This is a genomic window from Caldimonas brevitalea, assembly GCF_001017435.1.
Lineage (GTDB): Bacteria > Pseudomonadota > Gammaproteobacteria > Burkholderiales > Burkholderiaceae_C > Caldimonas > Caldimonas brevitalea.
Genome location: NZ_CP011371.1, coordinates 3,420,143 through 3,445,071, shown reverse-complemented (window position 1 = coordinate 3,445,071; position 24,929 = coordinate 3,420,143). Strand labels below are relative to the sequence as shown.

General features: G+C 67.8%; 19 protein-coding genes. 7 read left to right on the top strand and 12 right to left on the bottom strand.

Annotated features, from left to right (window positions below):
* Positions 1 to 368: 368 nt before the first annotated feature.
* The 6 genes from AAW51_RS14725 to AAW51_RS14700 form a co-directional block, all read right to left on the bottom strand.
* The gene (locus AAW51_RS14725) at positions 369 to 1,385 is read right to left on the bottom strand and encodes a LacI family DNA-binding transcriptional regulator (RefSeq protein WP_047195209.1); all 1,017 of its coding nucleotides are present in this window, start codon (positions 1,383 to 1,385) and stop codon (positions 369 to 371) included.
* A gap of 57 nt (positions 1,386 to 1,442) precedes the next feature.
* Positions 1,443 to 2,525: an ABC transporter ATP-binding protein gene (locus AAW51_RS14720; protein WP_047195208.1), complete on the bottom strand. Its 1,083-nt coding sequence runs from the start codon at positions 2,523 to 2,525 to the stop codon at positions 1,443 to 1,445.
* Positions 2,526 to 2,530: 5 nt separating this feature from the next.
* The gene (locus AAW51_RS14715; protein WP_047195207.1) at positions 2,531 to 3,448 is read right to left on the bottom strand and encodes a carbohydrate ABC transporter permease; all 918 of its coding nucleotides are present in this window, start codon (positions 3,446 to 3,448) and stop codon (positions 2,531 to 2,533) included.
* Positions 3,445 to 4,356 (bottom strand): carbohydrate ABC transporter permease, encoded by a 912-nt coding sequence (locus AAW51_RS14710; RefSeq protein ID WP_047195206.1) that lies wholly within the window; start codon positions 4,354 to 4,356, stop codon positions 3,445 to 3,447. Before AAW51_RS14710 ends, AAW51_RS14715 begins: the two co-directional genes overlap by 4 nt.
* A gap of 71 nt (positions 4,357 to 4,427) precedes the next feature.
* Positions 4,428 to 5,660 carry an ABC transporter substrate-binding protein gene (locus AAW51_RS14705; protein WP_047195205.1) on the bottom strand — a complete coding sequence of 411 codons (1,233 nt, stop codon included), beginning with the start codon at positions 5,658 to 5,660 and terminating at the stop codon, positions 4,428 to 4,430.
* Between the two features lie 65 nt (positions 5,661 to 5,725).
* A complete protein-coding gene (locus tag AAW51_RS14700; protein WP_083438701.1) occupies positions 5,726 to 7,042 on the bottom strand; it encodes a GH1 family beta-glucosidase in 1,317 nt (438 codons plus the stop codon).
* Positions 7,043 to 7,418: 376 nt separating this feature from the next.
* Here AAW51_RS14700 and AAW51_RS14695 point away from each other — a divergent pair, with 376 nt between their 5' ends.
* From AAW51_RS14695 to AAW51_RS14680, 4 genes are read left to right on the top strand one after another with little or no spacing between them, the layout of a single operon-like run.
* On the top strand, positions 7,419 to 8,315 hold the full coding sequence (locus AAW51_RS14695) for a DUF6662 family protein (RefSeq protein WP_047195203.1): 897 nt from the start codon (positions 7,419 to 7,421) through the stop codon (positions 8,313 to 8,315).
* A gap of 7 nt (positions 8,316 to 8,322) precedes the next feature.
* Positions 8,323 to 8,868, top strand: a complete 546-nt coding sequence (locus AAW51_RS14690; protein WP_047195202.1) for an FMN-binding protein — start codon at positions 8,323 to 8,325, stop codon at positions 8,866 to 8,868.
* Positions 8,869 to 8,878: 10 nt separating this feature from the next.
* Positions 8,879 to 9,694, top strand: a complete 816-nt coding sequence (locus AAW51_RS14685; protein WP_238947599.1) for an FAD:protein FMN transferase — start codon at positions 8,879 to 8,881, stop codon at positions 9,692 to 9,694.
* Positions 9,691 to 10,140: a hypothetical protein gene (locus tag AAW51_RS14680; RefSeq protein WP_047195200.1), complete on the top strand. Its 450-nt coding sequence runs from the start codon at positions 9,691 to 9,693 to the stop codon at positions 10,138 to 10,140. The genes AAW51_RS14685 and AAW51_RS14680 overlap by 4 nt, the downstream gene beginning before the upstream one ends.
* A 31-nt stretch (positions 10,141 to 10,171) precedes the next feature.
* Here the strand turns inward: AAW51_RS14680 and AAW51_RS14675 are convergent, their stop codons facing one another.
* Positions 10,172 to 10,843: a hypothetical protein gene (locus AAW51_RS14675; RefSeq protein WP_157359900.1), complete on the bottom strand. Its 672-nt coding sequence runs from the start codon at positions 10,841 to 10,843 to the stop codon at positions 10,172 to 10,174.
* A 448-nt stretch (positions 10,844 to 11,291) separates the two neighbouring features.
* Here AAW51_RS14675 and AAW51_RS31185 point away from each other — a divergent pair, with 448 nt between their 5' ends.
* A complete protein-coding gene (locus AAW51_RS31185; protein ID WP_083438306.1) occupies positions 11,292 to 12,995 on the top strand; it encodes a chitosanase in 1,704 nt (567 codons plus the stop codon).
* Positions 12,996 to 13,120: 125 nt separating this feature from the next.
* On the opposite strand, the gene AAW51_RS29965 is transcribed toward AAW51_RS31185, so the two are convergent.
* Positions 13,121 to 13,693: a DUF4148 domain-containing protein gene (locus AAW51_RS29965; protein ID WP_157359899.1), complete on the bottom strand. Its 573-nt coding sequence runs from the start codon at positions 13,691 to 13,693 to the stop codon at positions 13,121 to 13,123.
* A 168-nt stretch (positions 13,694 to 13,861) separates the two neighbouring features.
* Here AAW51_RS29965 and AAW51_RS28185 point away from each other — a divergent pair, with 168 nt between their 5' ends.
* Positions 13,862 to 14,665, top strand: coding sequence for a substrate-binding periplasmic protein (locus AAW51_RS28185; RefSeq protein ID WP_053013586.1), 804 nt, complete (start codon positions 13,862 to 13,864; stop codon positions 14,663 to 14,665).
* Positions 14,666 to 14,685: 20 nt separating this feature from the next.
* On the opposite strand, the gene AAW51_RS14655 is transcribed toward AAW51_RS28185, so the two are convergent.
* Positions 14,686 to 16,581: a sensor histidine kinase gene (locus tag AAW51_RS14655; protein WP_047195197.1), complete on the bottom strand. Its 1,896-nt coding sequence runs from the start codon at positions 16,579 to 16,581 to the stop codon at positions 14,686 to 14,688.
* Between the two features lie 426 nt (positions 16,582 to 17,007).
* Between AAW51_RS14655 and AAW51_RS14650 the strand changes: the two genes are divergently transcribed.
* Positions 17,008 to 21,699 carry a response regulator gene (locus AAW51_RS14650; protein ID WP_053013585.1) on the top strand — a complete coding sequence of 1,564 codons (4,692 nt, stop codon included), beginning with the start codon at positions 17,008 to 17,010 and terminating at the stop codon, positions 21,697 to 21,699.
* 70 nt (positions 21,700 to 21,769) lie between these two features.
* Here AAW51_RS14650 and AAW51_RS14645 read toward each other — a convergent pair whose 3' ends face one another.
* The 3 genes from AAW51_RS14645 to AAW51_RS14635 all read right to left on the bottom strand — a co-directional run bounded on the left by AAW51_RS14645 (position 21,770) and on the right by AAW51_RS14635 (position 24,843).
* Positions 21,770 to 22,105 carry a hypothetical protein gene (locus tag AAW51_RS14645; RefSeq protein WP_157359898.1) on the bottom strand — a complete coding sequence of 112 codons (336 nt, stop codon included), beginning with the start codon at positions 22,103 to 22,105 and terminating at the stop codon, positions 21,770 to 21,772.
* Between the two features lie 36 nt (positions 22,106 to 22,141).
* Positions 22,142 to 22,372 carry a hypothetical protein gene (locus AAW51_RS14640; RefSeq protein WP_047195195.1) on the bottom strand — a complete coding sequence of 77 codons (231 nt, stop codon included), beginning with the start codon at positions 22,370 to 22,372 and terminating at the stop codon, positions 22,142 to 22,144.
* A gap of 239 nt (positions 22,373 to 22,611) precedes the next feature.
* Positions 22,612 to 24,843, bottom strand: coding sequence for a M14 family zinc carboxypeptidase (locus AAW51_RS14635; RefSeq protein ID WP_053013584.1), 2,232 nt, complete (start codon positions 24,841 to 24,843; stop codon positions 22,612 to 22,614).
* Between the last annotated feature and the right edge of the window lie 86 nt (positions 24,844 to 24,929).

Here is a 24,929-nt window from a genome sequence, read left to right as displayed (position 1 = left end):
CTGCCGAGACCGCCCGGATCGGCATGCCCATCTTCCACAAAGTGGCGCTGGTGTGGCTCCATCGGGTGCGGGCCGGGCCGGCAATGCCGTGTACCCACCAGTGCAGCGGGGCGCTGCACCGACCACAGCCCGGGCCCGGGATCCTGCCCAAGAGGATAGGGCGGGGGCCGGCTCCGGCACCAGGAAGGCGTGTCGGCGCAGGGGGCATCGGCACCCGCCGCCGCGGTCCCTACACCTCGCCGATCGGCGAGGCGTCGCTGCGCCAGGCGAGCTTGACGTCGATCAAATGGCGTGCGGGCCAGGGCAGCGTAGGTTGCGGCCAGGCGGCCACCGACATCACCGCCCGCACCACGGCTTCTGTACGCGCTTCAAGGGCGGCGCGGTGCGGGACCGAGCGATTCGCGCACCACCAGTTCAGGCATGAACTGTTGCGACACCGGCAGCTCGGTGCGGTAGCAGAGGTTGATGATCATGCGGCAGGCGTTCAGCGCCATGTCGCCGATGGCGATACGGACCGTGGTCAGGCGTGGCGACAGAAAGGCGGCGATGTCGGCATCGTCGTAGCCCACCACCGACACGTCTCGCGGTACCACCCGGCCCGCCGACTGCAGGCACGACATGGCGGCCATCGCCATCTGGTCATTGGCGCAGAACAGGCCGGTGAAGCGCTCGCCCCGCCCGAGCAACCGCTCGGTGGCCTGCCAGCCGCTGTGCGCGGTGAAGTCGCCATCTTCGATGGCCACGCGGTCGCGCGCCACGCCATGCCGCCCCACCTCATCGAGGAAGGCCTGCACGCGCTGGCGGTTGTCCGGCGCGCTTTGCGGACCCTGGATGATGGCGATGTGTCGGTGGCCTTGCCCAAGCAAGGCCTGCGCCGCGAGACGCCCGCCGAGGCGATGGTCGACGCTGAACGAGGTCGACTTGAAACCTTTGACCTGCCGGTTCACGACCGCGATGCGGGGCTGCCGCTGCTGCAGGTCGACAAAGTCGGCGTCGCGCAAGGCGTTGCTGGAGACGATGAGGCCGTCGCATTCGCGGTCGATCAGGAAGCGCGCGCCGTCCAGCGCCTGTTGCCGCGCGTCCTCGTGGCCGCAGCCGTTGGCCGCCACCATGTGACGCCCGTGCCGGCGCAGCTCGGTGTCGATGGCATGCAGCATCGGGCCGTAAAACGGCCCTTTGAAATCCGGTACGAACACGCCGACCGTGCCCGTGCTGCGCAGCGACAACGCCCGCGCGGTGCTGGAGGGGCGAAAGTCGAGCGCCTTGATCGCTTCCTCCACACGCGCCTGCGCCTCGGCCGAGAAAGAGCCTTTGCCCGACAACACGCGAGACGCCGTGCCCACCCCGACGCCTGCCAGCCGTGCCACATCCTTGATCGTTGCCATCACCACTCTGCCGGTGTTCCTGAGGCGGCGATGATAGAAGCTACGGCGGGGAAGATGTCACAGACGTTGCTGGGTGGCGTGGTCGAACAGCGACACTCGGGCCGGATCGAGATGGAACGCCACCTTCGCGCCGGGGGCCGGTTCTTGCCCCGCCGGCGCCTGAACGGCGAGCCGGCGGCCGTGGTCGTCGAGCCAGACGATGGCGTGCGAGCCCATCGGCTCGACCAAGGTGACGGTGCCGTGTCCGCTGGCCTCGCCCGGCGGCTGCAGCGTCAGGTGTTCCGGGCGCACGCCCAGCACCACCTTGCGCCCCGGCTGCGGGCATTGCAAGAACGGATAAAGGCCGAGCGGGACCTGCAAGCGGTGGGCGATAAAACTGACCTGGTCGTCGGTGCGGGGCCCCAGTTCGCCATCGATGAAATTCATGCTGGGCGAGCCGAGAAAGCCGGCCACGAACAGGTTGGCCGGCGTGTCGTAAACCTGCGACGGCGTGCCGATCTGCTGGATGCGGCCCGCGCGCATCACCGCGATGCGGCTGGCCAGCGTCATGGCCTCGACCTGGTCGTGCGTGACGTAGATCATGGTCGAGCCGAGTTCGCAGTGCAGCTGCTTCAGCTCGCGGCGCAGTTCGGCGCGCAGCTTGGCGTCGAGGTTGGACAGCGGCTCGTCGAACAGGAACACCTGGGCCTGGCGCACCAGGGCCCGCCCGATCGCGACACGCTGCCGCTGGCCGCCCGACAGCTGCGACGGCTTGCGGTCGAGCAGGGAGTCGAGCTGCAGCATGGACGCGGCGCGCTGCACCCGCCGCTGGATCTCGTGTCGTTCGACGCCGGCGATGCGCAGGCCGAACGACAGGTTGCGTTCGACGTTCAGGGTCGGATAGAGGGCATACGACTGGAACACCATGCCGATGCCCCGGTCCTTGGGGTCGGCCCAGGTGACATCGTTGCCCCCGATCTCGATGCGCCCCTCGTCGACGTCGAGCAGGCCGGCGATCGAATGCAGCAGGGTCGACTTGCCGCAACCCGAAGGCCCGAGCAGGACCAGGAACTCGCCTTCGCGCACCTGCAGGTCGAGGCTCTCGAGGATGGGCGCGGCGCCGAGCCGGATGTTGAGCGCATGGATGGACACACTGGACATGCAGTTCAGCCTTTCACGGCCCCGGCCGCGATGCCGCGCACGAACCAGCGGCCCGACACCAGGTAAATGACCAGCGGCACCAGCGAGGTGAGCAGGGTGGCCGCCATGTTGACGTTGTAGAGGCGTTCGCCGGTGGTGGTGTTGATGACGTTGTTGAGTTGCACCGTCATCGGCAGGTGGTCCCGGCCGGCGAACACCAAGCCCAGGATGAAGTCGTTCCAGATGCCGGTGACCTGCATGATCACCGCCACCACGATGATCGGCAGCGACATCGGCAACATTAGTTGCAAGAAGATGCGCCAAAAGCCACCGCCGTCGATGCGTGCGGCCTTGAACAGCTCGGCCGGGATCGACGCGTAGTAGTTGCGGAACAGCAGCGTCATCACCGGCATGCCGAACACCGTGTGGATCAGCACGATGCCCGGCAGTGTGCCGAACAGCGACAACGCGGCAAAAGCTCGTACCAGCGGGAACATGATGACCTGGTAGGGCACGAAGGCGCCCAGCAGCAGAACGCCGAACAGCCACTGCCCGCCGCGCGGCCGCCAGAACGACAGCGCGTAGCCGTTCAGCGCGCCCAGGAAAATCGAGACGGCGGTGCTCGGCACCACGATCAGCAGCGAATTGACGAAACCGCCGCGGATGCCCTCGCACTGCAGCCCGGTGCAGGCGCCGGCCCACGCCACCGCCCAGGGCTCCAGCGTCATCTTCACCGGCAGCGAGAACAAGTTGCCGAGGCGGATCTCCTCCATCGGTTTCACCGAGGTGATGAGCATCACGTAGAGCGGCAGCAGGAAAAACGCCGCCGCTCCGAGCAGAAAGGCATACAGGCCCCAGCGGGCCGGGGTGGTGGTGCGGCGGCGCCGGGCACGGCTGGGCAGGGCCGGTCTTGCGGCGGACAGGCCGGTCGTCAGCGTGCTCATCGGGCCCCTCCTGGTGCCTCGCGGCGTGCGGCGCGTTGGCGCGCATACAGCCACGGGGCCAGCAAGGCCAGGACCGTCAGCAGCAACACCGTCGACGCGGCCGAGGCCAGGCCGATGTTGGAGCGGCCGAACAAGTGATCCATGATGAACTTGGCCGGCACCTCGCTGGCCACCCCCGGGCCGCCTTGCGTCATCGCCACCACCACGTCGAATACTTTGACGACGCTGACCGACAACAGCACCACCGCGGTGGCGATCGACGGACCGAGCAGGGGCAGCACGATGTTCAGGTAGACCCGCCATGTCGGGATGCCGTCGAGACGCGCCGCCTTCCAGAGGCTGTCGTCGATACCGCGCAAGCCCGCGAGCATCAGCGCCATCACCAGCCCCGAGGCCTGCCAGACGGCGGCCAGCACGACGGCATACATCACCTTGTCCTGGCTGACGATCCAGTCGAAGTGGAAGTGCTCGAAGCCGAGGCTGCGCACGCTGGCCTGCAGCCCCAGCTCCGGGTTCAACATCCATTGCCAGATGAGGCCGGTGGCGACGAACGACATCGCGTAGGGGTACAGGAAGACGGTGCGCAGCGCACCTTCGCCGGCGACCTGCTGATCGATGCAGACGGCCAGCAGGAAACCCAGCACCAAACAGGCTCCGATGAACAGGACGCCGAACAGCGCGACGTTTTCCAGTGACAGCAGCCAACGGTCGCTGCCGAACAGCCGGCTGTACTGTGCAAGGCCGACGAAATCGTCGACCGGCAGGCTGCGCGAACTGCTCATCGACACCCTGACCGACCAGGCGACCGTGCCGACATAGGCCAGCAGCACGGTGGCAGCCATCGGCAGCATGGCCGTGTAGGCGGCCCATCGATGCAGTCGCACAGGGCGGCGCCGGGTTCTGTTCATTCGATGACCTCCATGCCGCACACTGGCCGAGCGGGGCTCATGACGGCGCCTTCAGGGTCGGTCGGGGGGCCTCAGCCCTTCACGGCCGCGCCGATGGCCTTGACCACCTCGTCCACCGGCTGCTGCGTGTTCCAGTACTTGGTGATGATGTCTTGCAGCACGCCGGCGATGTCGGGCGACACCAGCATTTCAGGGTTGGGCAGGTGGCGGGAGGCGTCTTTCATCACCTGCAGGCCCTGCTGCGCGCACACATCCATCGCCGATGCATCGACGTCGGTGCGGATCGGGATCGAGCCTTTTCGGTTGCTGAAGGCCACCTGTGCGGCCGGTGCCGTGATGGTGGCGGCCAGCAGATGCTGCGCCTTGATGGCGTTCGGATCGCTGGTCTTGGGGAACACGAAAACGTCGCCGGCGATGATGTAAGGCGACCTGGGCCCCAGTCCCGGGAAGCAGCCGAACTCCTTGCCGGCGGTTTGCCGTGCGGCCTGGAACTCCCCCTTGGCCCAGTCGCCCATGATCTGCACACCGGCCTTGCCGGCGATCACCATCGAGGTGGCGTCGTTCCAGTTGCGGCCCGCGGCGCCCCCGTCCACGTACGCCTTCAGCCGCTTGAACGACAGCAGGACCTGCTTGAAGGCCTCCGACTGGATCGCCTTCTGGTCACGGTCGCGGTAGACCTTCAAATACAGGTCGGCGCCGCCCAGGTGGGCGAGCAGGGCGTCGAAGGTGAGCTTTTCCTGCCACGGCTGGCCGCCGAAGGCGAGCGGCACCACACCGGCGGCCTTGAGTTTGTCGAGCGCCGCGAACAGCTGCTCGGCGGTCTTCGGCTCCTCTTTGATACCGGCCATGTCGAACGCCGTTTTGGAGTACCAGAACCACGCCGGCATGTGCACGTTGACCGGCACCGCGTAGTAGTGGCCCTTGACCTTGATGCTGTTCAGGATGGGCGCCGGCAGCAGCTTGTCCCAGTGGTTCTTCTGCGCGACGTCGTCAACGTGGTTGAGCAGGCCGGCGTCGATCACGTCATGGAACTGTTTGGAGGTGTTGAACTGCGCCGCGGTCGACGGGTTGCCGCCCACGATGCGGTTGATCGCGGCTGCCCGGGCCGACTCGCCCCCGGCCACCGCGCTGTCCACCCAGGTGCCGCCGGCGGCCTTGTAGGCGGCCGCCAGTTCCTTGACGGCGGCCGACTCGCCACCGGACGTCCACCAGTGGATCACCTCTGCACGCGTTTGCGCCGCGGCGGGCAGGGCGGTGGTGGCGGCCAGGCACAGGCCGATGGCGATACGGGTCGTGCTGCTCATGTGGGTCTCCTCGTGTGCAGGGCTGCGGGCGCCCGTGTGGTTTAGATCGGGCAGACTGCCGTCGCTCACGCCCGCGAGCGGCGCTGCGCCAGGAACTCGCGCAGCGCCAGTGCGCTGTCCTTCAAGGTGCGCTGCTGGGTGCGGTAGTCGACGTGCACGATGCCGAAGCGGCGTTCGTAGCCGTAGGCCCATTCGAAGTTGTCGAGCAAGGACCAGACGAAATAGCCCTTGACCTCGACGCCTTGCCGCATCGCCTCGTCGACCGCGGCGAAGTGGCGCCGCAAGTAGTCGATACGTTGGGGGTCGTCGACCCGGCCGTCGACCACCCGGTCGTCGCTGGCCATGCCGTTCTCGGTGATGTAGATCGGCGGCAGGCCCGGGTAACGTCGCTTGAAGCCGACCAGCAGGTCGCGCAGGCCCTCGGGATAGACCTCCCAGCCCATCTGCGTCCGCTCCACGTTAGGCTGCGAGCGCTCCACGTAGCCGTGCGCGCCGTCGCTCCCGACGTTGGCGCGGAAGTAATAGTTGATGCCGAGATAGTCGAGCGGCGTCGAGATCAGCGCCAAGTCGCCCGGGCGTACCGCCGGCTCGATGCCGGGCCACAGCTCGCGCAGTGCTTCCGGGTAGTGGCCGAGCAGCAGCGGGTCGAGCACCCAATGGTTCGCGCAGGCCTCGGCGAGCCGGGCCGCGTGCAGGTCTTCAGGGCGCTCGCTGTCGGGCTTCACAGCGTTGACGTTGGAGACGATGCCGACCGGCGCGCGGTCGTTGCCGCGCAGCACCCGCACCGCCTCGCCGTGGGCCAGCAGCAGATGGTGCATCGCGTCGACGGCGTAGCGCACGCTCTTCAGCCCTGGGGCGTGGTGCCCGTTGCCGTAGCCCAGGAAAGCCGAACACCAGGGTTCGTTCAAGGTCGTCCAGGCGTTGACCCGCCCGGCCAATTCGCGGCTGACCACGTCGGCGTAGTCGGCAAAGCGTTGCACGGTGTCGCGGTTGAGCCAGCCGCCGCGGTCTTGCAAGTGCTGCGGAAGGTCCCAGTGGTACAGCGTGACGAAGGCTTGCAGCCCTTGCTGCTGCAGCCGGTCGAGCAACCGCTTGTAGAAATCCAGCCCCTTCGTGTTGGGCCTGCCGGCCTCGTCCATCACCCTGGGCCACGCGATCGACAGCCGGTAGCCACCGAGGCCGAGGCCCGCCACCAACTCGAGGTCTTCCGCCCAGCGCCGGTAGTGGTCGCAGGCGTGGTCGCCGGTGTCGCCGTTGAGTACCTTGCCCGGAGTGCGGGAAAAAATGTCCCAGATCGACGCGAGACGGCCATCTTCGGCCGCGGCACCTTCGATCTGGTAGGCAGCGGTCGCGGCACCGAACAGGAAATCGGGCCGCCACATCGACGAGTCTTCGGGCGGTGCGAGAGACGAGGGCAGGGTGAGATCGCGCAACAACGGTAAGCCTCCGACAGATGACGGGCCGGAATCGGTCAAATGGAACCGGTTCCAATCGCGCTCGATTTGACCAGTGTCAGAGGGCGAGGGTGATTGGGGTTATCCCGGCCGGGCGGCGGGTCCAGCGGAGGCGGCAGGGTGTGCTGCGGGCGCAACAGCGGTCACGCAAATCTTGAAAGGTGCGGAACAATAACGATTCTCAGTTTTATTTGGACAGTCGGTTGCCGCAATGGCGGCCGAACCGCGCTGTCCAGAGGCTGCCGCCGTCTGGGCCGCCTTGGGTCTCATACCAAGTCATAGCGTTGCCTTCAGGGAGCACCTCATGTCCATTCGCGTTCTCGCCGCAGCTGCGGTCACTCTCGTCGTCGCCTGGTCGGCACCGGCGGTCGCCGACGAAAACCTGTTCGGCTATGTCAAGGGTGCCGAAACGCTGCCCAAGGGCGCCAAGGAGCTGTACCAGTGGGTGACGGTGCGCGATGACAAGGGGACTGGCGAGTACCGTGCGATCGACTCCAAGACCGAGTTCGAGTACGGCGTGACCGACCGCTTCCAGGCGGCGATCGCACTCAACGCCTTGGCGGTCGACACGTCGGGCCTGTTGATCGACGGTTATCTGCCGCAGGAGAAGGACACCGGCCTCAGGCTGTCGGGCCTGGAAGCCTCGTTCAAGTACAACTTCATGAGCCCGGCAAAGGAAGACGTCGGCCTGTCCGGCTACGCGACACTCGGTTATGGGCGGCTCGACCGGCATTCGGGCCAGCGCAAGAGCGAATACGAGGTCGAGACGGGCTTGCTGGCGCAGAAGTACTTTCTCGAGGGGCAGCTGACCTGGGTCGCCAATGTCGGGGTGCGAGCCGGATATGCAGACCGCAAGGCCATCGAGGGTCTGTCGGAAGATATCGAGTGGCCGACCGACCCCGAGATGGAGATCAGCACCAAGATCGGCACAGGCCTCGCCTACCGCTTCGCCCCCAGCTGGTACGTGGGCGCCGAACTGCTGCACGAGATCGAGTACGAGACCGAGGTCGGCAAGGAGCGCTGGTCGCTGTTCGGCGGCCCGACGCTGCACTACGGTGGTCAGAGATGGTGGGCGTCGTTGACCTGGTTCCAGCAGCTGCGCGGCGGCGGCGAGAAGTACGAAGGCCAGCGTCAGGACGACCTGCACCTGATCGAGAAGACGCGCCGCGAGGTCCGGCTGAAGGTGGGCTACAACTTCTGAATGCACCATGAGCCGACGTGATTGGAGCTGGTTCCTGGTGCCCACCGCGGCACTGGTCTCGCCTGTCTATGCGACCGACTATTTGTCGGTCCCTCAGGCTCAGAAGCTGTTGTTCCCGCAGGCACAAGCCTTTTTGGAGCAGCCGCTCAAGCTGAGCGCCGAGCAGCGCGACCGGGTCAAGGCGGTGAGTGGTCTGCGGCAGCGTTGGGACGAGCAAAAGGTGTGGCGCGCCGAGAAGGACGGCCGGCTGCAGGGCTGGTTCATCCAGGACGACGTGATCGGCAAGCACGAGTTCATCACCTATGCGGTGGCCATCTCTCCACAAGGCGAGGTGCTGGGCGTCGAGATCCTCAGCTATCGCGAGACCCATGGCGGTCAGGTGCGCGAGCCCCAATGGCGCAAGCACTTCGCCGGCAAGACGCTGGCTGACCCGCTGAAGCTCGATCAGGACGTCCCCAACATCAGCGGCGCGACCTTGTCGTGCCGCAACATCACCGATGGCGTCAAGCGATTGCTGACGCTGCACCAGCTCTACCTGTCGTCCCATGGCTGAGGTGCGCCGCATGCGGCCGCTGCTCGGCACCTATGTCGAGGTGGGCGCGAGGGGGAGCCGGCCGCGACTGGAGCGCGCGGTCGAAGCGGCCTTCGAGTGTCTGCAGCGGGCGCACGCGCGATGGAGCTTCCACGACCCCGACAGCGAGTTGACCCGCTTCAACCGCAGCGGAACGCAGCCGCTTGCACTGCATCCCCAGACACTGCGTTTGCTGCGCATTGCCCACGCGCTGATGCTCCGCAGCGGCGGCCGCTTCAATTGCACCGTTGGCGGCCTGCTGGTGCGCCGGGGCGTGCTGCCCGACCACGGCGGCGACTACATCGACGTCGGGGAGGCCGGCGACCTCGAACTCGGCGCGGCCGGGGCGCGCCTGCGCCGCCCGCTGCGGCTGACCCTGGACGGCATTGCCAAGGGCTATGCGGTGGACCTCGCTGTCGGAACGCTCAAGCGCCAAGGGGCGAGGGCCGGCTGGGTCAACGCGGGCGGCGACCTGCGGGTGTTCGGAGACCTGGCTCTGCCGGTGCACCGCCGTGAGCCGGACGGCCGGATGCAGGCCCTGGGCATCCTGCGCGAGGCGGCAGTGGCCACGTCACAACGGAAGGCCGGTGGGCTGGGGGACGATCGATGCCCTGGCTGCATCGTCGCACCTCCCGACCTCAGGGCGGCGGACGCCGCCGGCGTCTGGACGGTGTTGGCACGGTCGGCATGGCGAGCCGATGCCTTGACCAAAGTGGCGGCCAACGCTGGGGACGCGGCCGACCGAGCCGTGGCCAGCCTGGGCGGGCGGCTGGTGACACCCGCGGTCCCGGGTGGCCCAGCATCATGAAAGGCTATCCCCGCTGGTTCACGCCCTGCTTGCTGTGGGCCTTGGCTGCACTGCTGCTGACCGGACTGCTGCTGGTGCCGACGATGCTGGAGATGCGGCTCGACTGGGACCCGGGCTGGCGTCTGGGCGGCGCGGCACGTCTGGCCACCGCATCGCTGCATGCCGCACTTGCGTTCGGCTGCACCTTGTTCCTCGGGGCCTTGTGGAGCGTCCACATGCGCGCCGGCTGGGGCCGGCGGCGGCATCGCACCACCGGGCTGACGCTCGCACTGCTCGCGCTGGCCCTGATCGTGACCGCCTTGGGGGTCTACTACCTCGCCGACGAGACCCTCGCCAGCGGCATCGCCTTGCTGCACACGGTGCTCGGGCTCGTCGCCTGCGCATGCCTGGCCCTGCATTGGGCGCAAGCACGGCACCCGCACGGCCAGCGCCGTCGCGCGACCTGAGCCGTCCGGGCCAGCCTGCTCGCGGCGGGGCTCACTCGCGCGTTTGCACGCTCAGCAGCTTGCCGCTGCGCGTTTCGAACTCGCAGCGGTACGTGAACGGCACCGAACTCATGCCGGGCGCGCGTTCGACGCCGCCCTGGCCTTCGAGGCTGGCACGGGTGGCGGCGGAAGAGCGGACGCGGCGTGAGTCGGAGCCGAAGGCGATGCGGCCGACACGCGGGTATTTCTGCTTGAGCGCCGACGCGGTGGCCGTTTCGCAAGCTTCGGGCGAGATATGCGTCAAATCGGCGTCGCCCACCTGCTCTGGCGCCGAACGGCGCTTGCCGGTGTCGCGAAACACGACGCCCGAGGTGGCACCGGTCTTGGCGTTGAACGCGCAGCTGTAGGTGAAAGGCATCGGCGAGCTGCCGTTGCCGGCGTACTGGCCTTCACCCTTGACGCCGGTCTCGTCATCGGTCATCGGGGACAGGGCACGTTTGGCGCCGCTGAACTGGACCTCGTCGGCACTGCGGCCGCGCATGGCTTTGATGGTTTCGGCCACCGCCGCTTCGCAGCGTTCGCCGGCTCGTGCTGCCGGCGTGGCCGCCGCTTCGCCGCCGCCGGTCTTGGGCGCGCTGGCGCCCGTTTCGGTCTGGGCCAGCACGCTGCAGGAAGCGCCGAGCCAGAGCATCAGCAGGCTCGTGAGGCGAAGTGGTGTGTTCATGCGGATCGATCCGTTCGTCGTAATACAAATGAGGGCTGGCGGCGCGAGCGGCGGATGAGGCGCTCAGCACCCGGCGGCCCGCGAGCCCGGTTGGCGCACCTGCACAGCATTGCGCGCGCTCGCGCATGCTACCCGCGCGCAAGCAGTCCGTCCGGACCGGTGCGGACGGGCCGGACAGGCGGCTGCCGCCGGCTTCCCTAGCGGCCGGCGACGGCAGCAGCATAACGTGTCGGGCGGCCGGCACCGCAACCGGTCTGCGATGGTGAGGCCAGGATGCCAGGGCGATGGTGGGCGACACGCGGTGTGCAGTGTGAGATGCAGGTGTCTTTTGCAACCGCTCGGCCCGGGCTGTGGTGTTCGCCGGCGGCATGCGGCACAGTGCCCGCGAGCCGGCCCCGCCACGCGCGTCGAATGCCGGTCCCCCTCCATCCCTTGAAAGTCTCCACCGATGCGATTGACCCGCACCTTGCTTCCCTGGCTCGCCGCGGCGTGTTGCGCCGCGGGTGCCGCCGCTGTCGGGCCGGCACAGGCCCAGCTGCAGCCCCTGGCGGCGCCCCAGGCCGGCAGCCGCAACGACCTGAGCGACCCGGCGAAGAAGGACATCGCCATGCAACTCGTCTCGAGCGCCGAGAACTCGTCGCTCGACTGGCGTGCGCAGTACCGCTACATCGAGGACATCGGCGACGGCCGCGGCTACACGGCCGGCATCGTCGGCTTTTGTTCGGGCACCGGCGACATGCTGCAGCTGGTCGAAACGTACAACCGGCGCGCACCCGGCAACGTGCTGGCCAAATACCTGCCGGCGTTGCGCCGGGTCGACGGCTCCGACTCGCATGAGGGCCTGGACCCCAACTTCGTGTCCGACTGGCGCCGTGCGGCGCAAGACCCGGCCTTCCGGCAATCGCAGGACGCGGTGCGCGACGAGGTGTATTTCAACCCGGCCGTGCAGCAGGCCAAGCAAGACGGCTTGCGTGCGCTGGGCCAGTTCATCTATTACGACGCGCTGGTGATGCATGGCCCCGGCAGCGACAGCGTGAGCTTCGGCGGGATCCGCAAAAAGGCTTTGCGGCGGGCCAAGCCGCCTTCGCAGGGCGGCGACGAGGTGGCCTACCTGAATGCTTTCCTCGATGCCCGTGTGGCGGCGATGAAGACCGAAGAGGCGCACAGCGACACCAGCCGGGTGGACACTGCCCAACGTGTGTTCCTGCGCAAGGGCAACCTCGACCTGAACACGCCGCTGGAGTGGAAGGTCTACGGCGACAGCTACCGCATCGCCGCGGTCGACGGCAACCCGCCGCCCGCCCCGCCGCCGCCCACGGCGCCGGGCCTGGACGACGACGGTGTGCAGATGCTGTTGCCGTCGGCCACCAAGGGCACCTCGCTGCGCCTGGGCGAGAACGACCCCAACCAGACCTCGCGCATCTATCTCGAGAAGAAACAGAAGGCATACGCCCGCGACGAGGGTGCGCTGCGCTACTGGAGCACCGAGTCGTACCCGCTCAACTATGCGAGCGGCGGCACCGGCTGGACCATGCGACTGCATTTCAAGGCCAGCGACGAGGAGCAGCGCTACACCTGGAAGACGCAGAAGAAGGGCTACCTGGCGAGCCCCAAGGACTTCCGCAACCAGGAGTTCACCGTGTACCTGCGCGTGCACCAGCTGCTCGACGCCGGTCGCTCGCAGGCGCAGCTGAAGGTGCGCGGCGGCCGCCACAGCGGCAGCGACCCGGATGCCGCCTCCTGCGTGATGATGACGCTGGGCCCGGCAGACAGCAGCCGCAATGCGCGCTTCGCCAAGGAGCTGACCCACCCCGACTACGACTACGTCCGGCTGGAGCCGAAGTTCGACGCGGGCCTGGTCGACAACACCTGGGTGGGCTTGAAGCTGGTCAGCTACGCCGACCCGTCGAATCGGTCGCGTGTGATCAACCGGCTCTACCTCGACCGCGACCCGTTCGACCGGGCCACCGGCAAGCCCAACAACCGCTGGCGCTTGTTCAGTGAGTATGTCGATGTCGACGGGACCGACACCGGGCACTTCAGCAAGTACGCCCACTGGGGCGGGCCGCTGACCACCTTGCGGGTCGACGGCTGGCAGCGCATCGATTTTGCCCTGCCGTCGGTGCGCGAGATCGTGCCGCCGGCGCCCTGACAGGTGCGAGCGCCCGCGGTGGCACCGGTCTGCTGCGGGCGCCCCGCCCAACAAAAACCGCCTTGGCGGGTTTTTTGTTGTCTGTAGGCCGGCCCGGCCGGGACAGCGCTCGAAGGCCGCCGGCTTCAGCCGCCGATGTTGATCGGGGCTTCGGCGCGATCGCTGCGCAGCGCGCTGATGGTTTCGCGCTTCACGTCATCGCGGCTGCGGGTGACGGCGCTGCGAGCGGTCATCGGGGACATGCTGGCTTCACCGCTGTGGACCACCAGGGGTTGGTCGGCGCGGGCTTGCAGCAGTTCGGCCTTCACTTGAGCGCGGGTCTTCAGCGAGGCGTACTGGGCGTGGAAGTTGTCGTCTTCGGGCGTGGCTTCCTGCGCGAAAGCGCCGGCGGCGGCAAAGGTGGCGATCACGGCGACGATCAAGTTCTTCTGGACGTTCATGGTGCTACTCCGTTCTTCAATCAGGTGATAGGTCCGGGTCGGGCGGGTAAGCCGTCTGGCCCATCGCTGAGTCGCAAGCGTGATTCGTTTGTGCTCATCGATGGGATGAACTTTAGAGATGAACGGACGGGCGAAAAACGGGCGGCGCTTCAATGGATCGTTGCAAAAATGGCAAGTATTCAGGGCGCGGATGCACCAACTCCTGCCGACCAGGACGGCGACGGCAAGAAAATTGACCCGGTGAAGGAGAAGTTGCACAGCAGATCATTGTGTTTTCAGAAATAGAGTCGAGGCCGTCCTGCCGCTTGGCGCCGCCGGTGGCCTCGCTCCCACCGTGTCATCGGCAGGGGGTTGCGCCGTGCCGGCGCCGTCGCGGTCCTAACATCGTCGACGGTTCGACCCTGGATCAAGAGCGCGGAAAACAGCATGGTCCGACTTTGCTTCGTCCTGGCGACGTCGCTGGCCTTGTCGGTGGGGTTTCATCGCAGCGCCGCTGATAACCAGCCACTGCGCATCGCCACTGGGGAGTTGCCGCCCTACGCGACCCAATCGCGCGACGACCAGGGCATTGCGCTGTCCATCGTGCGACGTGCGTTCGAGTTGTCGGGCTACAGCGTTCGCTACACCTTCCTGCCGTGGTCGCGGGCGTTGCGAGAGACACGTCAGGGCAAATGGGACGGCACCGCGTACTGGGGGCGGGCGCCCGAACGGGAAGCAGGTTTTCTGCTCAGCGACACGGTGATCGAGGAGGAGTGGGTGTTCTTGCACCGCCGCGACGTCGACTTCGATTGGCACACGCTCGACGATCTGAAGCCTTGGCGGATTGCGATGATCCAGGACTACTCCTACAACGCGGGGCTCAAGGCGATGGTGGCTGCCGGAGAGCTACACATCGACCCGACACCCGACGACCTGGCCGCCTTGCGCAAACTGATCAGGCGGCGTGTCGACGTGGTGCCCATCGAACGCTATGTGGCGTGCGACTTGATCAGCCGCTATCTCAACGCCGCCGACGCTGCCGTCTTGAAGGCCCATCGCCGACCCATGACGCTGCAGTTCACCACCCATTTGCTGCTGCCCACCGTACTGCCGAAGAGCGAGACGCGGCGCGAGGCGTTCGACAACGGCTTGAAAGCCTTGCGAGCGTCGGGCGAATACGCCCGTCTGCGTGCGGTCGTCACGTGCCCTGCACTCAACAAGTCATTGCAGGGCAAGGACACGGCACGCTGATCGACACCTTGCATGGCCGGTCAAGGGAGTGTCGGCGCCGGCTCTGCCTGCAGAGCGATGCGCACGACCGTGCCCACGCCTTCGGTGCTGGTCAGCGTCAACTCGCCGCCCATCATCTCGATGAGCTGCCGCGACAAGGCGAGCCCCAGGCCGACGCCCTCGATCTGCCCCTCTTCCTGTCCGAGCCGGTTGTAGGGCTCGAACAACTGTGTGAGACGCTCCGGCGGTACGCCGATGCCGGTGTCGTGCACCGACAGGGCCACATGCGTCTCGTCCTGTCGTTCGGCCGAGATGTCGACCTTGCCGCCCGGCCGGTTGTACTTGATGGCATTGCTCAGCACGTTCACCAGCACCTGGCGCAGCCGCGTCGCGTCGGCCCGCACCCTGAGCCGGCCCGCCGTGTCGTCCGACGGCATGCTGTGCAACTGCACCTGCTGCTGGGCCGCCATCGACTCCACCAAGGGCAGGCACTCGGCGACGATGGTCGACACATCCACCGGACGCAGGTCAAGCTGCAGTTTGCCGCTTTCGATCAGGCTGCGGTCGAGCAGGTCGCGGATCAGGGCCAGCAGGTGCTGGCCGGCATCGTGGATCAGTCCTGCATGCTTGTGCTGTGCTTCGCTCAGGTGACCGCCCGGATCGAGCATCAACAGCTGAGAGAAACCGAGGATGGCGTTGAGCGGCGTGCGCAGCTCATGGCTCATGCGGGACAGGAAAGCGGTCTTGGCCTGGTCCGCCGCCTCGGCCGCTGCGCGTTCCCGGCGCGCCTGTTCGAGTTCGAGCCAGGCGGAGACATCGCGCAGCAACAGCACCCGCATCGGCTGGCCACGGAAGATGAGTTGCCTTTCCGACAGCTCGACGACCCGCTGGCTGCCGTTCGAAAGCCCGAGCCGCACGGTGCCGTGACGTGACGCGCCCGGCGCCGCCTGGGGCGGGCCATAGACCGGCGCCCCGAGGGGCTCGCCGGATTCCAGCTGCGGCAGCACTTCCGCCACCGGCCGCCCGATCAGATCCTCCGCCTCTCGTTTGAGCAGTGTGGCTGCGGCCGGGTTGACGCTGAGCACCCGGCCCTCGGCGTCCACACCGACGATACCTTCGAGCAGCGATTCGATCAGGGCCGACATGCGGGCCTCGTGATCGGCCAGTTCCTTGCCGGCAAACTGAGCCTGCGCTTCAGCGGCGCGCAGCCGCTCCACATAACGGCCAAACTGCGCGAACAGCGCGCCAATCTCGGTGTGCTCATGACCGACCGGGGGTTCCAACCCGGTCGTGAGGTCGGCACCGGACAGGGTCTGGGCCGCCCGCAACAGGGGGCGGGTGCTGGTGAAGTAGAACAGGGCCGCCACGGCAGCGGCCAGTAGCACCAGCAGCAGCAACGACAACAACAAGCCGGCCTGCAACCGCGCGAACAAATCGGTCTCGAGCTGTCGCATGTTCAAGTGCGCATGCAGTTCGCCTACCGCCCGGCCTGTCAACGGGTGCATCAAGACACGCTGGTGATGTTCGACAGGACCGAGCAGATGGCCCAACAGGACGGGCCAGCGCGGACGTTCTGCGGACCGCAGGACCGCGGCGAGCAAACGGCCTTCGTCGTCGCGGATTTCGACCTCGGCATAAGGCCCGGAGGCGGCCAGTCCGGCGGCCACCACCTGGGCCAGATCGGGGTTGAGGTCGTAGGCGGCCTGCTGCGCCGGGGCCTGGGCGGCGTCCAGCGACTGTTCGATCTGCCGCCCCAGGTGCGCTCGCTCGGCACGAGCGTGGTAGAGCAGTTGCAGCACCGCCAGCATCAGGGCGACCGCGGTGCCGGCCAAGGTCAACCACTTGAACTGCCGCCACAGAATGGAATGGCTCCACCGGTGGGCCGGCATGGCGGCGGTGTGCGCGGCGTCTGTCGGCTTGAGGGGCGGCGAGCGCATGTGACCTTTCTGCAAACGTTGGACCCGCCCTCCGGCCGTGGCTGCGCGTCCCCACGGCGGTTCTTCAATTTTTAGCAGCTGTCGAGTCTGAAGCACATGCGAGCGAACCATAGGATCGCTGATGAGCCCCTGGTTGACCTGACAGGACGGTGCTTCAAAGCCCGAAACAACCCCTTGTAAGGTGCGCTGCTTGCTGCACATCGGCTGCGGTCGCCCCGCCGTCGCAGCCCTCGGGTGATCCCCGGAGCGGCAATGAGGTGTAGGGGTGTCACCCGTCTGCGGGGGCGACCCGGCCACAAGCAGAAGAGGCAGCGCACGACGCATGCTCAGGCGCAGGACTCACGACTCGGGAGCGCCTGTCGCCCGGCCACTCGCTACCGCGGCAGCGGCGGCTGAGTCTCGAACCCATCGGGGAGGAGGGACGCTATGGAGACAGAACATTTCGATTTTGCAGAGCTGTTCACGCTCTGCGTGCGGCAGGCCGTTCCACTCGCAGCCTCCAAGCAGCAGTCGTTCGGCTTCGACTACCGGGGGCCCCGGGTGATGCTCCAGGGAGATGCCACGGCGATGAAGCGGGGCATCTACCGTTTGCTCTGTGGGGCCGTCGACCTGCTCGAGACCGGCTTCGTCGTGTTCACCGGCTCGGGCCGTCCGCATGGCCACGGCACGTGTGAAGTGACCGTGACGGCAGCGGGCACCGGACTGTTGGAGCCCGACGCCTGCATCGGCGAAGTGCTGGAGCGGTTGCAGCTGACGGAAGTGCGTGTAGATGCAGGCAGTCGCGCCGCCGGCGCTCGCAGCGCACGCGGCGTTTGCCCCGTGACCCAGGCGGCCGTGTCGTTTGCCAGCCTGCCGGCCGAAGGCGTGCTGTTCAGCCTGGCCGCGGTGTTGCCCGGCGTGGTCGACACCAGCCCCTTGCCCGACGCCGGCGGCGCACGTGCCTGGGCTGTCAACCCCAACGCTGTGGCAGCCGAGGCGCTGCTGCGCCGCCTCGAGCGGCTGGGCTGGACGACCGAAGCGTTCGGGTCGTGCGTCGAGGTCGAGCAGCGCTTGCGGTCCCTGCAGGACAAGCCGGGCCTGCCGTCGCTGCTGGTGGTGATGGAAACGCCCGACGTGACCCGCGACGCGCTGCGCTCCGTGGCGGCGCTGCTGCCCCCGTCGACGACGCTGGTGCTGGCCGTGATCGTCGGTTCCCCGTCGCTGCTGAACCTTACGCCCGTCGAGGGTTTCCAGGTGCGCGCGCTGCCGCTCGGACCGACCGATCTGTACGACCTGACACGTCGGCTCGACGGCCTGTCGCCGGCGCCGCCGCGGTTGCCGGGCAACGTGCCCGAGGTGCAGCGGCCGCGCGCCCTCATCGTCGACGACAACGAAGTCAACCGCATCGTCGCCGCCGGGATGCTCGAAGTGCTGGGCTGCCAGGCCGTGACGGCGCACGACGGTGCGGAGGCGATCGAGCAATGCCGCCACTCGCCGCCCGACGTCGTGTTGATGGATCTGGACATGCCGCGGATCGACGGCGTGCAGTGCACGGCTGCGCTGCGCGCCTTGCAAAGGCGCGGCGAGGTCCCGCCGTTTTCCATCATTGCCGTGACCGCCGACGCGACCCCGGCGGCGCGGGTGCGCTCGATCACGGCGGGCACCGACGCCTACCTCTCCAAGCCGCTCGACCTGCAGGTGCTGGGATCGGAGTTGCGGCGGCGGCTGTTGCCGCTGCGCAGCGTGAGAGGGCCGGACTTGCAGATGGCGCCCGACAGCGAAGCGGCGGTGCTGCAATCGCTGTTTCCCGGTGGCGGCGAAATGGCAGGGCGCATGCGGGCGGTCGATTGGGCGCGTAGCGAACTCGGTCCGGTGTCGACCTGGCCGTCGGGCCTGCGGGCGGCGCTGGGCCTCTGCCTGACCTCGCAGTTTCCGATGCAGGTGTGGTGGGGGCCGAGGTTGACCCTGTTCTACAACGACGCCTACATCCCTTTGCTCGGGCCGCAGAAACACCCGGCCGCCCTCGCGCGGCCGGGGCGCGAAGCCTGGCCGGAGGTGTGGGATACGTTGGGGCCGATGATCGAACAGGTGATGCGCAGCGGTGAGGCCAACTGGGCGGAAGACCTGCTGATGTTCTTCGACCGCCGAGTCGCTCACGAAGAGGTCTACGTCACCTTCTCGTTCAGCCCGGTGTTCGGCGACGGGCGGCAGGTCGACGGCATCTTCGGCGTGTGCACCGAAACCACCGAGAAGCTGGTGGGCAACCGGCGGCTGGAGACGCTGCGCCGGCTGGGTCTGCGTTCGGGTGAGCCGCCGACGGTGGAGCAGGCCTGCCGGCAAGCGGCCGCCATGTTGTCGGAGAACCCGCACGACATTCCCTTTGCTGCCATCTACCTGGCCGACGCCGACGCGCGCCAGGCCGACCTGGTCGCCAGCGCGGGTCTGCCCGACGGCCATCCCTTGCCGGTCCAGCCCCGCTTGACCGAAGACGAGACCGACGGCTGGCCGTTGGCGGCGGCGCTGCGCCTTCAGCGTGTGCAGTTGCTGCAAGACTTGCCGGCACGGGGCGTGAAACTGACCGGAAGGCCCTGGCCGGAACCCTGCACCCAGGCGCTGGTGATGCCCATCGCCGGCACCGCACCCGCCAGGCCGGCCGGCCTGCTGGTGGTCGGCGTCGGACCGCGGCGCCCGCTGGACGCTGCGTACCGGGCCTTCTTCGACTTGGTGGCCGGACAGATTGCCAGCGCGCTGGGCGAGGCCACGGTTTATGCGGCTGAGCGCCGGCGTGCCGAAGCCCTGGCCGAACTCGACCGCGCCAAGACCGCCTTCTACAGCAGCGTCAGCCACGAATTCCGGACGCCCTTGACCTTGATGCTCGCACCGCTGGAGGACGCCCTCGCGATGCTGCCGTCCTCAGACCAGCAGGCGCTGGCGCCGCTGCTGGAGACCGCCCATGCGAACGCAACACGTTTGCTGCGTCTGGTCAACGCACTGCTCGACCTGTCCCGGCTCGAGGCCCACCGGGTGCAGGGGCGTTTCGAGCCGACCGATTTGCGGCAGTTGAGTCAGGACCTGGCCGAAGTGTTCAGGCCTGCCATCGAACGCGCCCGGCTGCGTCTGGTGCTGCATTGCGAGGCCTTGCCGCAGCTGGTGTACCTCGACCCGGCGTTGTGGGAGAAGGTGGTGTTCAACCTGCTGTCCAACGCGGTCAAGTTCACCTTCGAGGGTGAGATCGAGGTGAGCGTGCGTGACGACGGCGGGCAGGCGGTGTTTGCCGTGCGCGACACCGGCATCGGTGTGCCGGAAGCCGAACTGCCGCACTTGTTCGAGCGCTTTCACCGTGTGGAGGGCGCGCCGTCCCGCACCGACGAAGGCTCGGGCATCGGCCTCGCGGTGGTGCAGGCGCTGGTGCAGCTGCACGGCGGCGAGATCCATGTCTCGAGCACACCCGGCGGCGGCACCACTTTCACCATCGCCTTGCGCTATGGCAGCGCGCACCTGCCGCCCGAGCGCGTGCTGTCACGGCCCGAAACCGCCGCCACGCGGGCTCTGGCGTCGGCCTATCTGGAAGAGGCGCTGCGCTGGACACGGCGAGGCGAAGTGCAGGGTGCTCCGTCGGGCCCGCCCGCGGTGGCCGAGCACGACGAGACACGTGACGCCCGCATCCTGGTGGTCGATGACAACGTGGACATTCGCGACTACCTGGTGAGGCTGCTGTCGCGCCGCTGGCAGGTGGAGGCCGCGGGCGACGGCGAACAAGCACTGGCGATCTTGCGGCGACGATCCTTCGACCTGGTGCTCAGCGACGTGCGCATGCCTCGACTCGATGGCTTGGGGCTGCTGCGGGCCATGCGCGCCGACCCGAGCCTGCAGGCGATCCCCGTGATCATGATCTCGGGGCGCGCCGGTGAGGAGTCCCGGCTCGAAGGCCTGGAGGGCGGGGCGGACGACTACCTGATCAAGCCGTTCTCGGCGCGCGAAGTGGTGGCCCGGGTGGCGGCGCAGATCAAGCTGGCACGTCGCCAGGCATTGGTCGAATCGAATCGCGCCAAGGACGAGTTCATCGCGATGCTGAGCCACGAGTTGCGCAACCCGCTGTCACCCATCATGACGGCGGTGCAACTGCTGTGGCGACGCGACGGGCCGTCCGACGAGCTGGCGCTGATCCAGCGGCAGGCGGAGCGGATGGCAAGGCTGATCGACGACCTGCTCGACGTGTCCCGCATCGCGCACGGCAAGGTCGAGCTGAACACCGAAGTGGTGGAGCTCGCGGTGATCGTGCAGAAAGGTGTCGAGACCGTGCAGCCGCGATTGCAACAGCAGCGGCAGCACCTGGAGGTGGAGGTGCCGTCCGAGGGCCTCAAGGTGCGGGGGGACGTGGGTCGGCTGGCCCAGGTGGTGGCGAACCTGTTGGGCAATGCCGCGAAGTTCAGCCAGCCCGGCTCGCGCATCTGCATTTCCGCCGCTGCGGTGGAGGGGCGGGTGCGATTGCGGGTGCAGGACGAGGGCATGGGCATCGCCCCCGAACTGCTCGGGTCCCTCTTCGAGAGGTTCGTGCAGCTGCCGCAAGCGCTGGACCGGCGCAAAAGCGGGCTCGGCCTGGGCCTGGCCATCGTCCGTGGCCTGGTGGAACTGCACGGCGGCACGGTGCGGGTCCACAGCAAGGGCGAGCGTGAAGGCGCCGAATTCATCGTCGAATTGCCGCTGGCCGACAGTGCCGTGCCGGAGCTGCCGCTCGCCTCCCCCCGAACGCCGGCCGGCGAGCTGCACGGGCGGGCCGAACTGCCCCGGGTGCTGGTGGTGGACGACAACGAGGACTATGCCGAAACCCTGGCGCGATTGTTCCGCTTGCTCGGCTGCGAAGTCGAGACGGCCTATGACGGACCGTCCGCCCTGGAGGTGGCGCACCGATTCCGTCCGCTGGTGTGTCTGCTCGACATCGGGTTGCCGCGCATGGACGGCTACGAGGTGGCGCGACGGCTGCGGCAGTCAGAAGGAAACGCAGGCCACATGAGGATCGTCGCGGTGACCGGCTACGGGCAGGAGAGCGACCGCCTGCGCTCGGCGTCGGCGGGTTTCGACGCGCATCTGGTCAAACCCGTGAATGTGGACATGCTGGCGAGCGCCGTGCTGCATTAGCGCCCGCGCGCGTGCCGCATCGGCGCGCCAGCGTGTCCTGGTGCGAGCCGGCCTGAGGCCAGTCACCGCCTCAACAATCGGGGCAGGGATCGATCAGGGGCTCGCGGCTGGCGTCGTCATCGCCGTGATCGACGACCCCATGGCCCCGACAGGTGAGGCAGTGCTCCGGGGGCGGCTCGCTCAGGCCTCGCCAGCGTGCGGCCTGCACGCCGCTCGGCGCCGTCTGCAAGGCCGCCATGTCGGGCGACACGGCGTCGTAGCGCCACTGGCGGCCGTCCCAGCAGCTGTAGGGGCCGGCCGGGAACGCGCGCTGGTACACGCCGCGGTGATGGGGCGTGGCCTCGGGAGAGAACCACGGCGTCAGCGTTGCGCCCTGATGACGCGAAGAAGGAGAAGCAGGGGGCATGGCGGGCGATTATCGCAGCGGCAGGCGCCGCTGCGGTCAAAGGTCGACCTCGGGCCAGCGTAGCAATTGCTGTTGGGCCGCTTCATCGGGCCCGGTGGCGCCCTGGCTGTCGAGCCAGACCGAGGCCGCGAAATCGATCGCCGCCAGGCGGTCGATGCCCGGGCGGGCCAGCCGCAGGCGGGCCGCACAACGGGCGATCCAATGGTCTCGTTCCGACAAGGTGGTGAACAGTACAGCAGGGGTGGTGTCGAGATCGAGCGACGGCATCGCAGGCAAGGGGTCGGTGCAACGGTGACAGGCGTTAGCAAAGCCTGTGCCGCCTTACGACCCACGACGCCCCCGAGTGCTGGACGCCCGAATTCCCTGGTGCTGACATGGAGTCCGTCCGAAACGGCGGAAGCTGCCCGCCTCCCGAGCCCCCACGCAACCCGCAATTCCGGCCATGTCTTTCGGTAATTTCGGGAACTGGCGGCCCCGCCGGCCAAGGGACGGGCGGGGCCGCATGCTCAGAACGAGATGCTGGCTTCGGGCGAGCAGGCCGAGGTCGACCCGCGCTGGCAGACGCGGTAGCGCCAGGTGCCGGAGGCACGTGCCTCCCGATAAGCGCCGTCGTTGCGCGTATAGCCGAGCAGCCGGCCGTCGCGGTAGACGTCGACCCAGGTGCCGCTCGCACCCGACCAGGCGAGGTTCACCCAGGAACTGCTCGAGCTCCGCGGCGTGGCGCTGAGCGACAAGGTGATCGACGGCGCAGCCGTCACCGACACCGTGCGGGTGGTGCTGCTGCTGGTCTGCCCGTCGGACACCGTGAGCGACACGTTGTAGCTGCCGCCCGCCGCATAGCTGTGGCGCGCCGTGACGCCCGAGCCGCTGCTCGCGTCGCCGAAGTTCCACGCATAGGACGTGATGTCCCCGGTGGACCCGCCGGCGTCGAACGAGCAGGCCAAGGCGGTGCAGCTGTGGGTGAACGAGGCGTTCAGCGTCGGCGTGCCGGTGGTGCCCACCTTGAGGAAGGCGGCCGTGACCGGGCCCCACTGCCCGGACGCGTCGCGCCCGCGCACATACACGATGTGCTTGCCGGTCGCCAGGCTGGACGTGTCGAGGGTGCCGGTCACGCCTTCGGTGGTGGCGTTGTAGGCGCCGTCCCCGGCGTTCAAGGCGATCGGCTGGGCACCGGTCTGCCACGGCGGCACGTCGACATAGGCTTCGGCCCCGCTGATGTTCTGCACCGGCTCGGCACCATTGCTGTTGTTGAAGCGCGTGTCGGTCACCGAGGCGGTCAGCGTGACGCGCGTGCCGGCAGGCACACCGGCGCCGCTCGCGTCATGGCTCAAGCTCAGGCTGGTCACGTCCGGGCCGGCGGGGGTCAGATAGGGCGTGCGCACGACCTTGGCGGCATAGATCAGCGCCGGCAGGTTGTCGGGCTTGATGGTGTTGGTGTAGTCGCCGCAGCTCTGGAAGAAGCTGGTGCCGAGCTCGAAGGTGAAGGCCGCGACGCCCAGCTCGCCATAGCTCGGCCCGTCGCTGGTGCCATCGGTCGGGTACAGGCCGATCGACGGCATCGGCGAATAGTTGTTGTAGTACGCGAAGCGCCGGCCGAGCGTCTGCAGCGCGGTGCCATTGGGCGCCGGCGTTGAGACGTCACCCCACGGCCACAACACCAGCTCGCTGTAGCTGTGGATGTCGAGGTGGATGCCGCTCGTGTCGGTCGGTGCTGCGTCGGTGCGGTTGGGTCCGCGGCGGTCCGGCCAGAGGCGCCGGATGTAGTTCTCGACCGCCTGGACCTCCGGTTCCGAGGCCCGCGACGGGCCGCGATAGGTGAGGTCGCACTGGTTGCCGCTCGAGCCTTCGCCGCCGGTCGAGTTCCAGTTGAAGCCGAAGTTGCGGTTCAGGTCGGCGCCGCGGTTGTTGCTGTTGCCGCAATAGGCGGTGTTGGTGTTCTTGCGCCACGACAACCCGGTTTCGGCCTTCTTGCGGCCGTCGGGGTTGGTGTGCAGGAGCATGTGCACCTCGTGGTGGTCGAGGATCCAGGTGGCGTCGGCGTTGTTGCCATGGCCGTTCACCAGCCAACGGGCGAAATCGAGCACCAGGGGCGCCGTGGTGTATTCGCGCGCATGGATGGCGCTGTTGATGAAGAGCTTGGGCTTGTTCGTGCCGCCCACCGCGTTGTTGGTCAGCTTGAGCACTCGCAAATCGTGGCCGCCGACGCCGCGCGTCTTCTCCCACGAGTCGCCGATGTCGATCCAGCTGGCGAGCTGGGGGTGGCTGGTCGTGAAGCCTTGCGCGGCGGCGAAGGTCTCTTCGACGGTCTCATAGCAGGCATAGCCCGGGATGGCCTGGATGCCGATGTCGGTGGCGCTCGGGTTGGCGCGCTGGCGTGCTGCATTGGCCGACTGGATAGCGTTCAGGAAGTCATCGCGCTTGGCGATGTACTCGGGCGCATGCTCGATGCGAAAGCCGAAGCGTTGCAGTTTGGCGATCTCGGCGTCGTTCAACTCGAGGACGAGGTAGCCTCGGTTGTAGGCTGCTTCGAGCACGTTGGCTTCGAAGGTGATGGCGGCCTTGCGACCGGTTGCGACGTCCGGGAAAAAAGCTTTGTAGATGTCGACCCGTTGCTTCTCCTGCTGTCGCAGTTCGCGCAAGGCCTGTGGTGAGTCGGGGGCGGCCAGGGCCGGCAGGGTGGCGGTGCCGAGGGCGATGGCAGCCAGTGCCGCGCCGAGGTGCGTATGAGTGACCTTCATGGAGTTCCCTTACAGTGACGCTTCTTGCATCGTTGCAGATCGACCTCGGCGCGGCGGTCCTTGTGGGTCTCCGGCGACGTGGCGCG

Excerpts from the sequence above, each read along its gene's own strand:
- AAW51_RS14725 (WP_047195209.1), bottom strand. The coding sequence starts at position 1,385 with ATGGCAACGATCAAGGATGTGGCACGGCTGGCAGGCGTCGGGGTGGGC.
- AAW51_RS14695 (WP_047195203.1), top strand. The coding sequence starts at position 7,419 with ATGTCCATTCGCGTTCTCGCCGCAGCTGCGGTCACTCTCGTCGTCGCC.
- AAW51_RS14675 (WP_157359900.1), bottom strand. The coding sequence starts at position 10,843 with ATGAACACACCACTTCGCCTCACGAGCCTGCTGATGCTCTGGCTCGGC.
- AAW51_RS28185 (WP_053013586.1), top strand. The coding sequence starts at position 13,862 with ATGGTCCGACTTTGCTTCGTCCTGGCGACGTCGCTGGCCTTGTCGGTG.
- AAW51_RS14640 (WP_047195195.1), bottom strand. The coding sequence starts at position 22,372 with ATGCCGTCGCTCGATCTCGACACCACCCCTGCTGTACTGTTCACCACC.
- AAW51_RS14720 (WP_047195208.1), bottom strand. The coding sequence starts at position 2,525 with ATGTCCAGTGTGTCCATCCATGCGCTCAACATCCGGCTCGGCGCCGCG.
- AAW51_RS14710 (WP_047195206.1), bottom strand. The coding sequence starts at position 4,356 with ATGAACAGAACCCGGCGCCGCCCTGTGCGACTGCATCGATGGGCCGCC.
- AAW51_RS14650 (WP_053013585.1), top strand. The coding sequence starts at position 17,008 with ATGGAGACAGAACATTTCGATTTTGCAGAGCTGTTCACGCTCTGCGTG.
- AAW51_RS14685 (WP_238947599.1), top strand. The coding sequence starts at position 8,879 with ATGCGGCCGCTGCTCGGCACCTATGTCGAGGTGGGCGCGAGGGGGAGC.
- AAW51_RS31185 (WP_083438306.1), top strand. The coding sequence starts at position 11,292 with ATGCGATTGACCCGCACCTTGCTTCCCTGGCTCGCCGCGGCGTGTTGC.
- AAW51_RS14645 (WP_157359898.1), bottom strand. The coding sequence starts at position 22,105 with ATGCCCCCTGCTTCTCCTTCTTCGCGTCATCAGGGCGCAACGCTGACG.
- AAW51_RS14655 (WP_047195197.1), bottom strand. The coding sequence starts at position 16,581 with ATGCGCTCGCCGCCCCTCAAGCCGACAGACGCCGCGCACACCGCCGCC.
- AAW51_RS14635 (WP_053013584.1), bottom strand. The coding sequence starts at position 24,843 with ATGAAGGTCACTCATACGCACCTCGGCGCGGCACTGGCTGCCATCGCC.
- AAW51_RS14705 (WP_047195205.1), bottom strand. The coding sequence starts at position 5,660 with ATGAGCAGCACGACCCGTATCGCCATCGGCCTGTGCCTGGCCGCCACC.
- AAW51_RS14700 (WP_083438701.1), bottom strand. The coding sequence starts at position 7,042 with ATGTGGCGGCCCGATTTCCTGTTCGGTGCCGCGACCGCTGCCTACCAG.
- AAW51_RS14715 (WP_047195207.1), bottom strand. The coding sequence starts at position 3,448 with ATGAGCACGCTGACGACCGGCCTGTCCGCCGCAAGACCGGCCCTGCCC.
- AAW51_RS14690 (WP_047195202.1), top strand. The coding sequence starts at position 8,323 with ATGAGCCGACGTGATTGGAGCTGGTTCCTGGTGCCCACCGCGGCACTG.
- AAW51_RS14680 (WP_047195200.1), top strand. The coding sequence starts at position 9,691 with ATGAAAGGCTATCCCCGCTGGTTCACGCCCTGCTTGCTGTGGGCCTTG.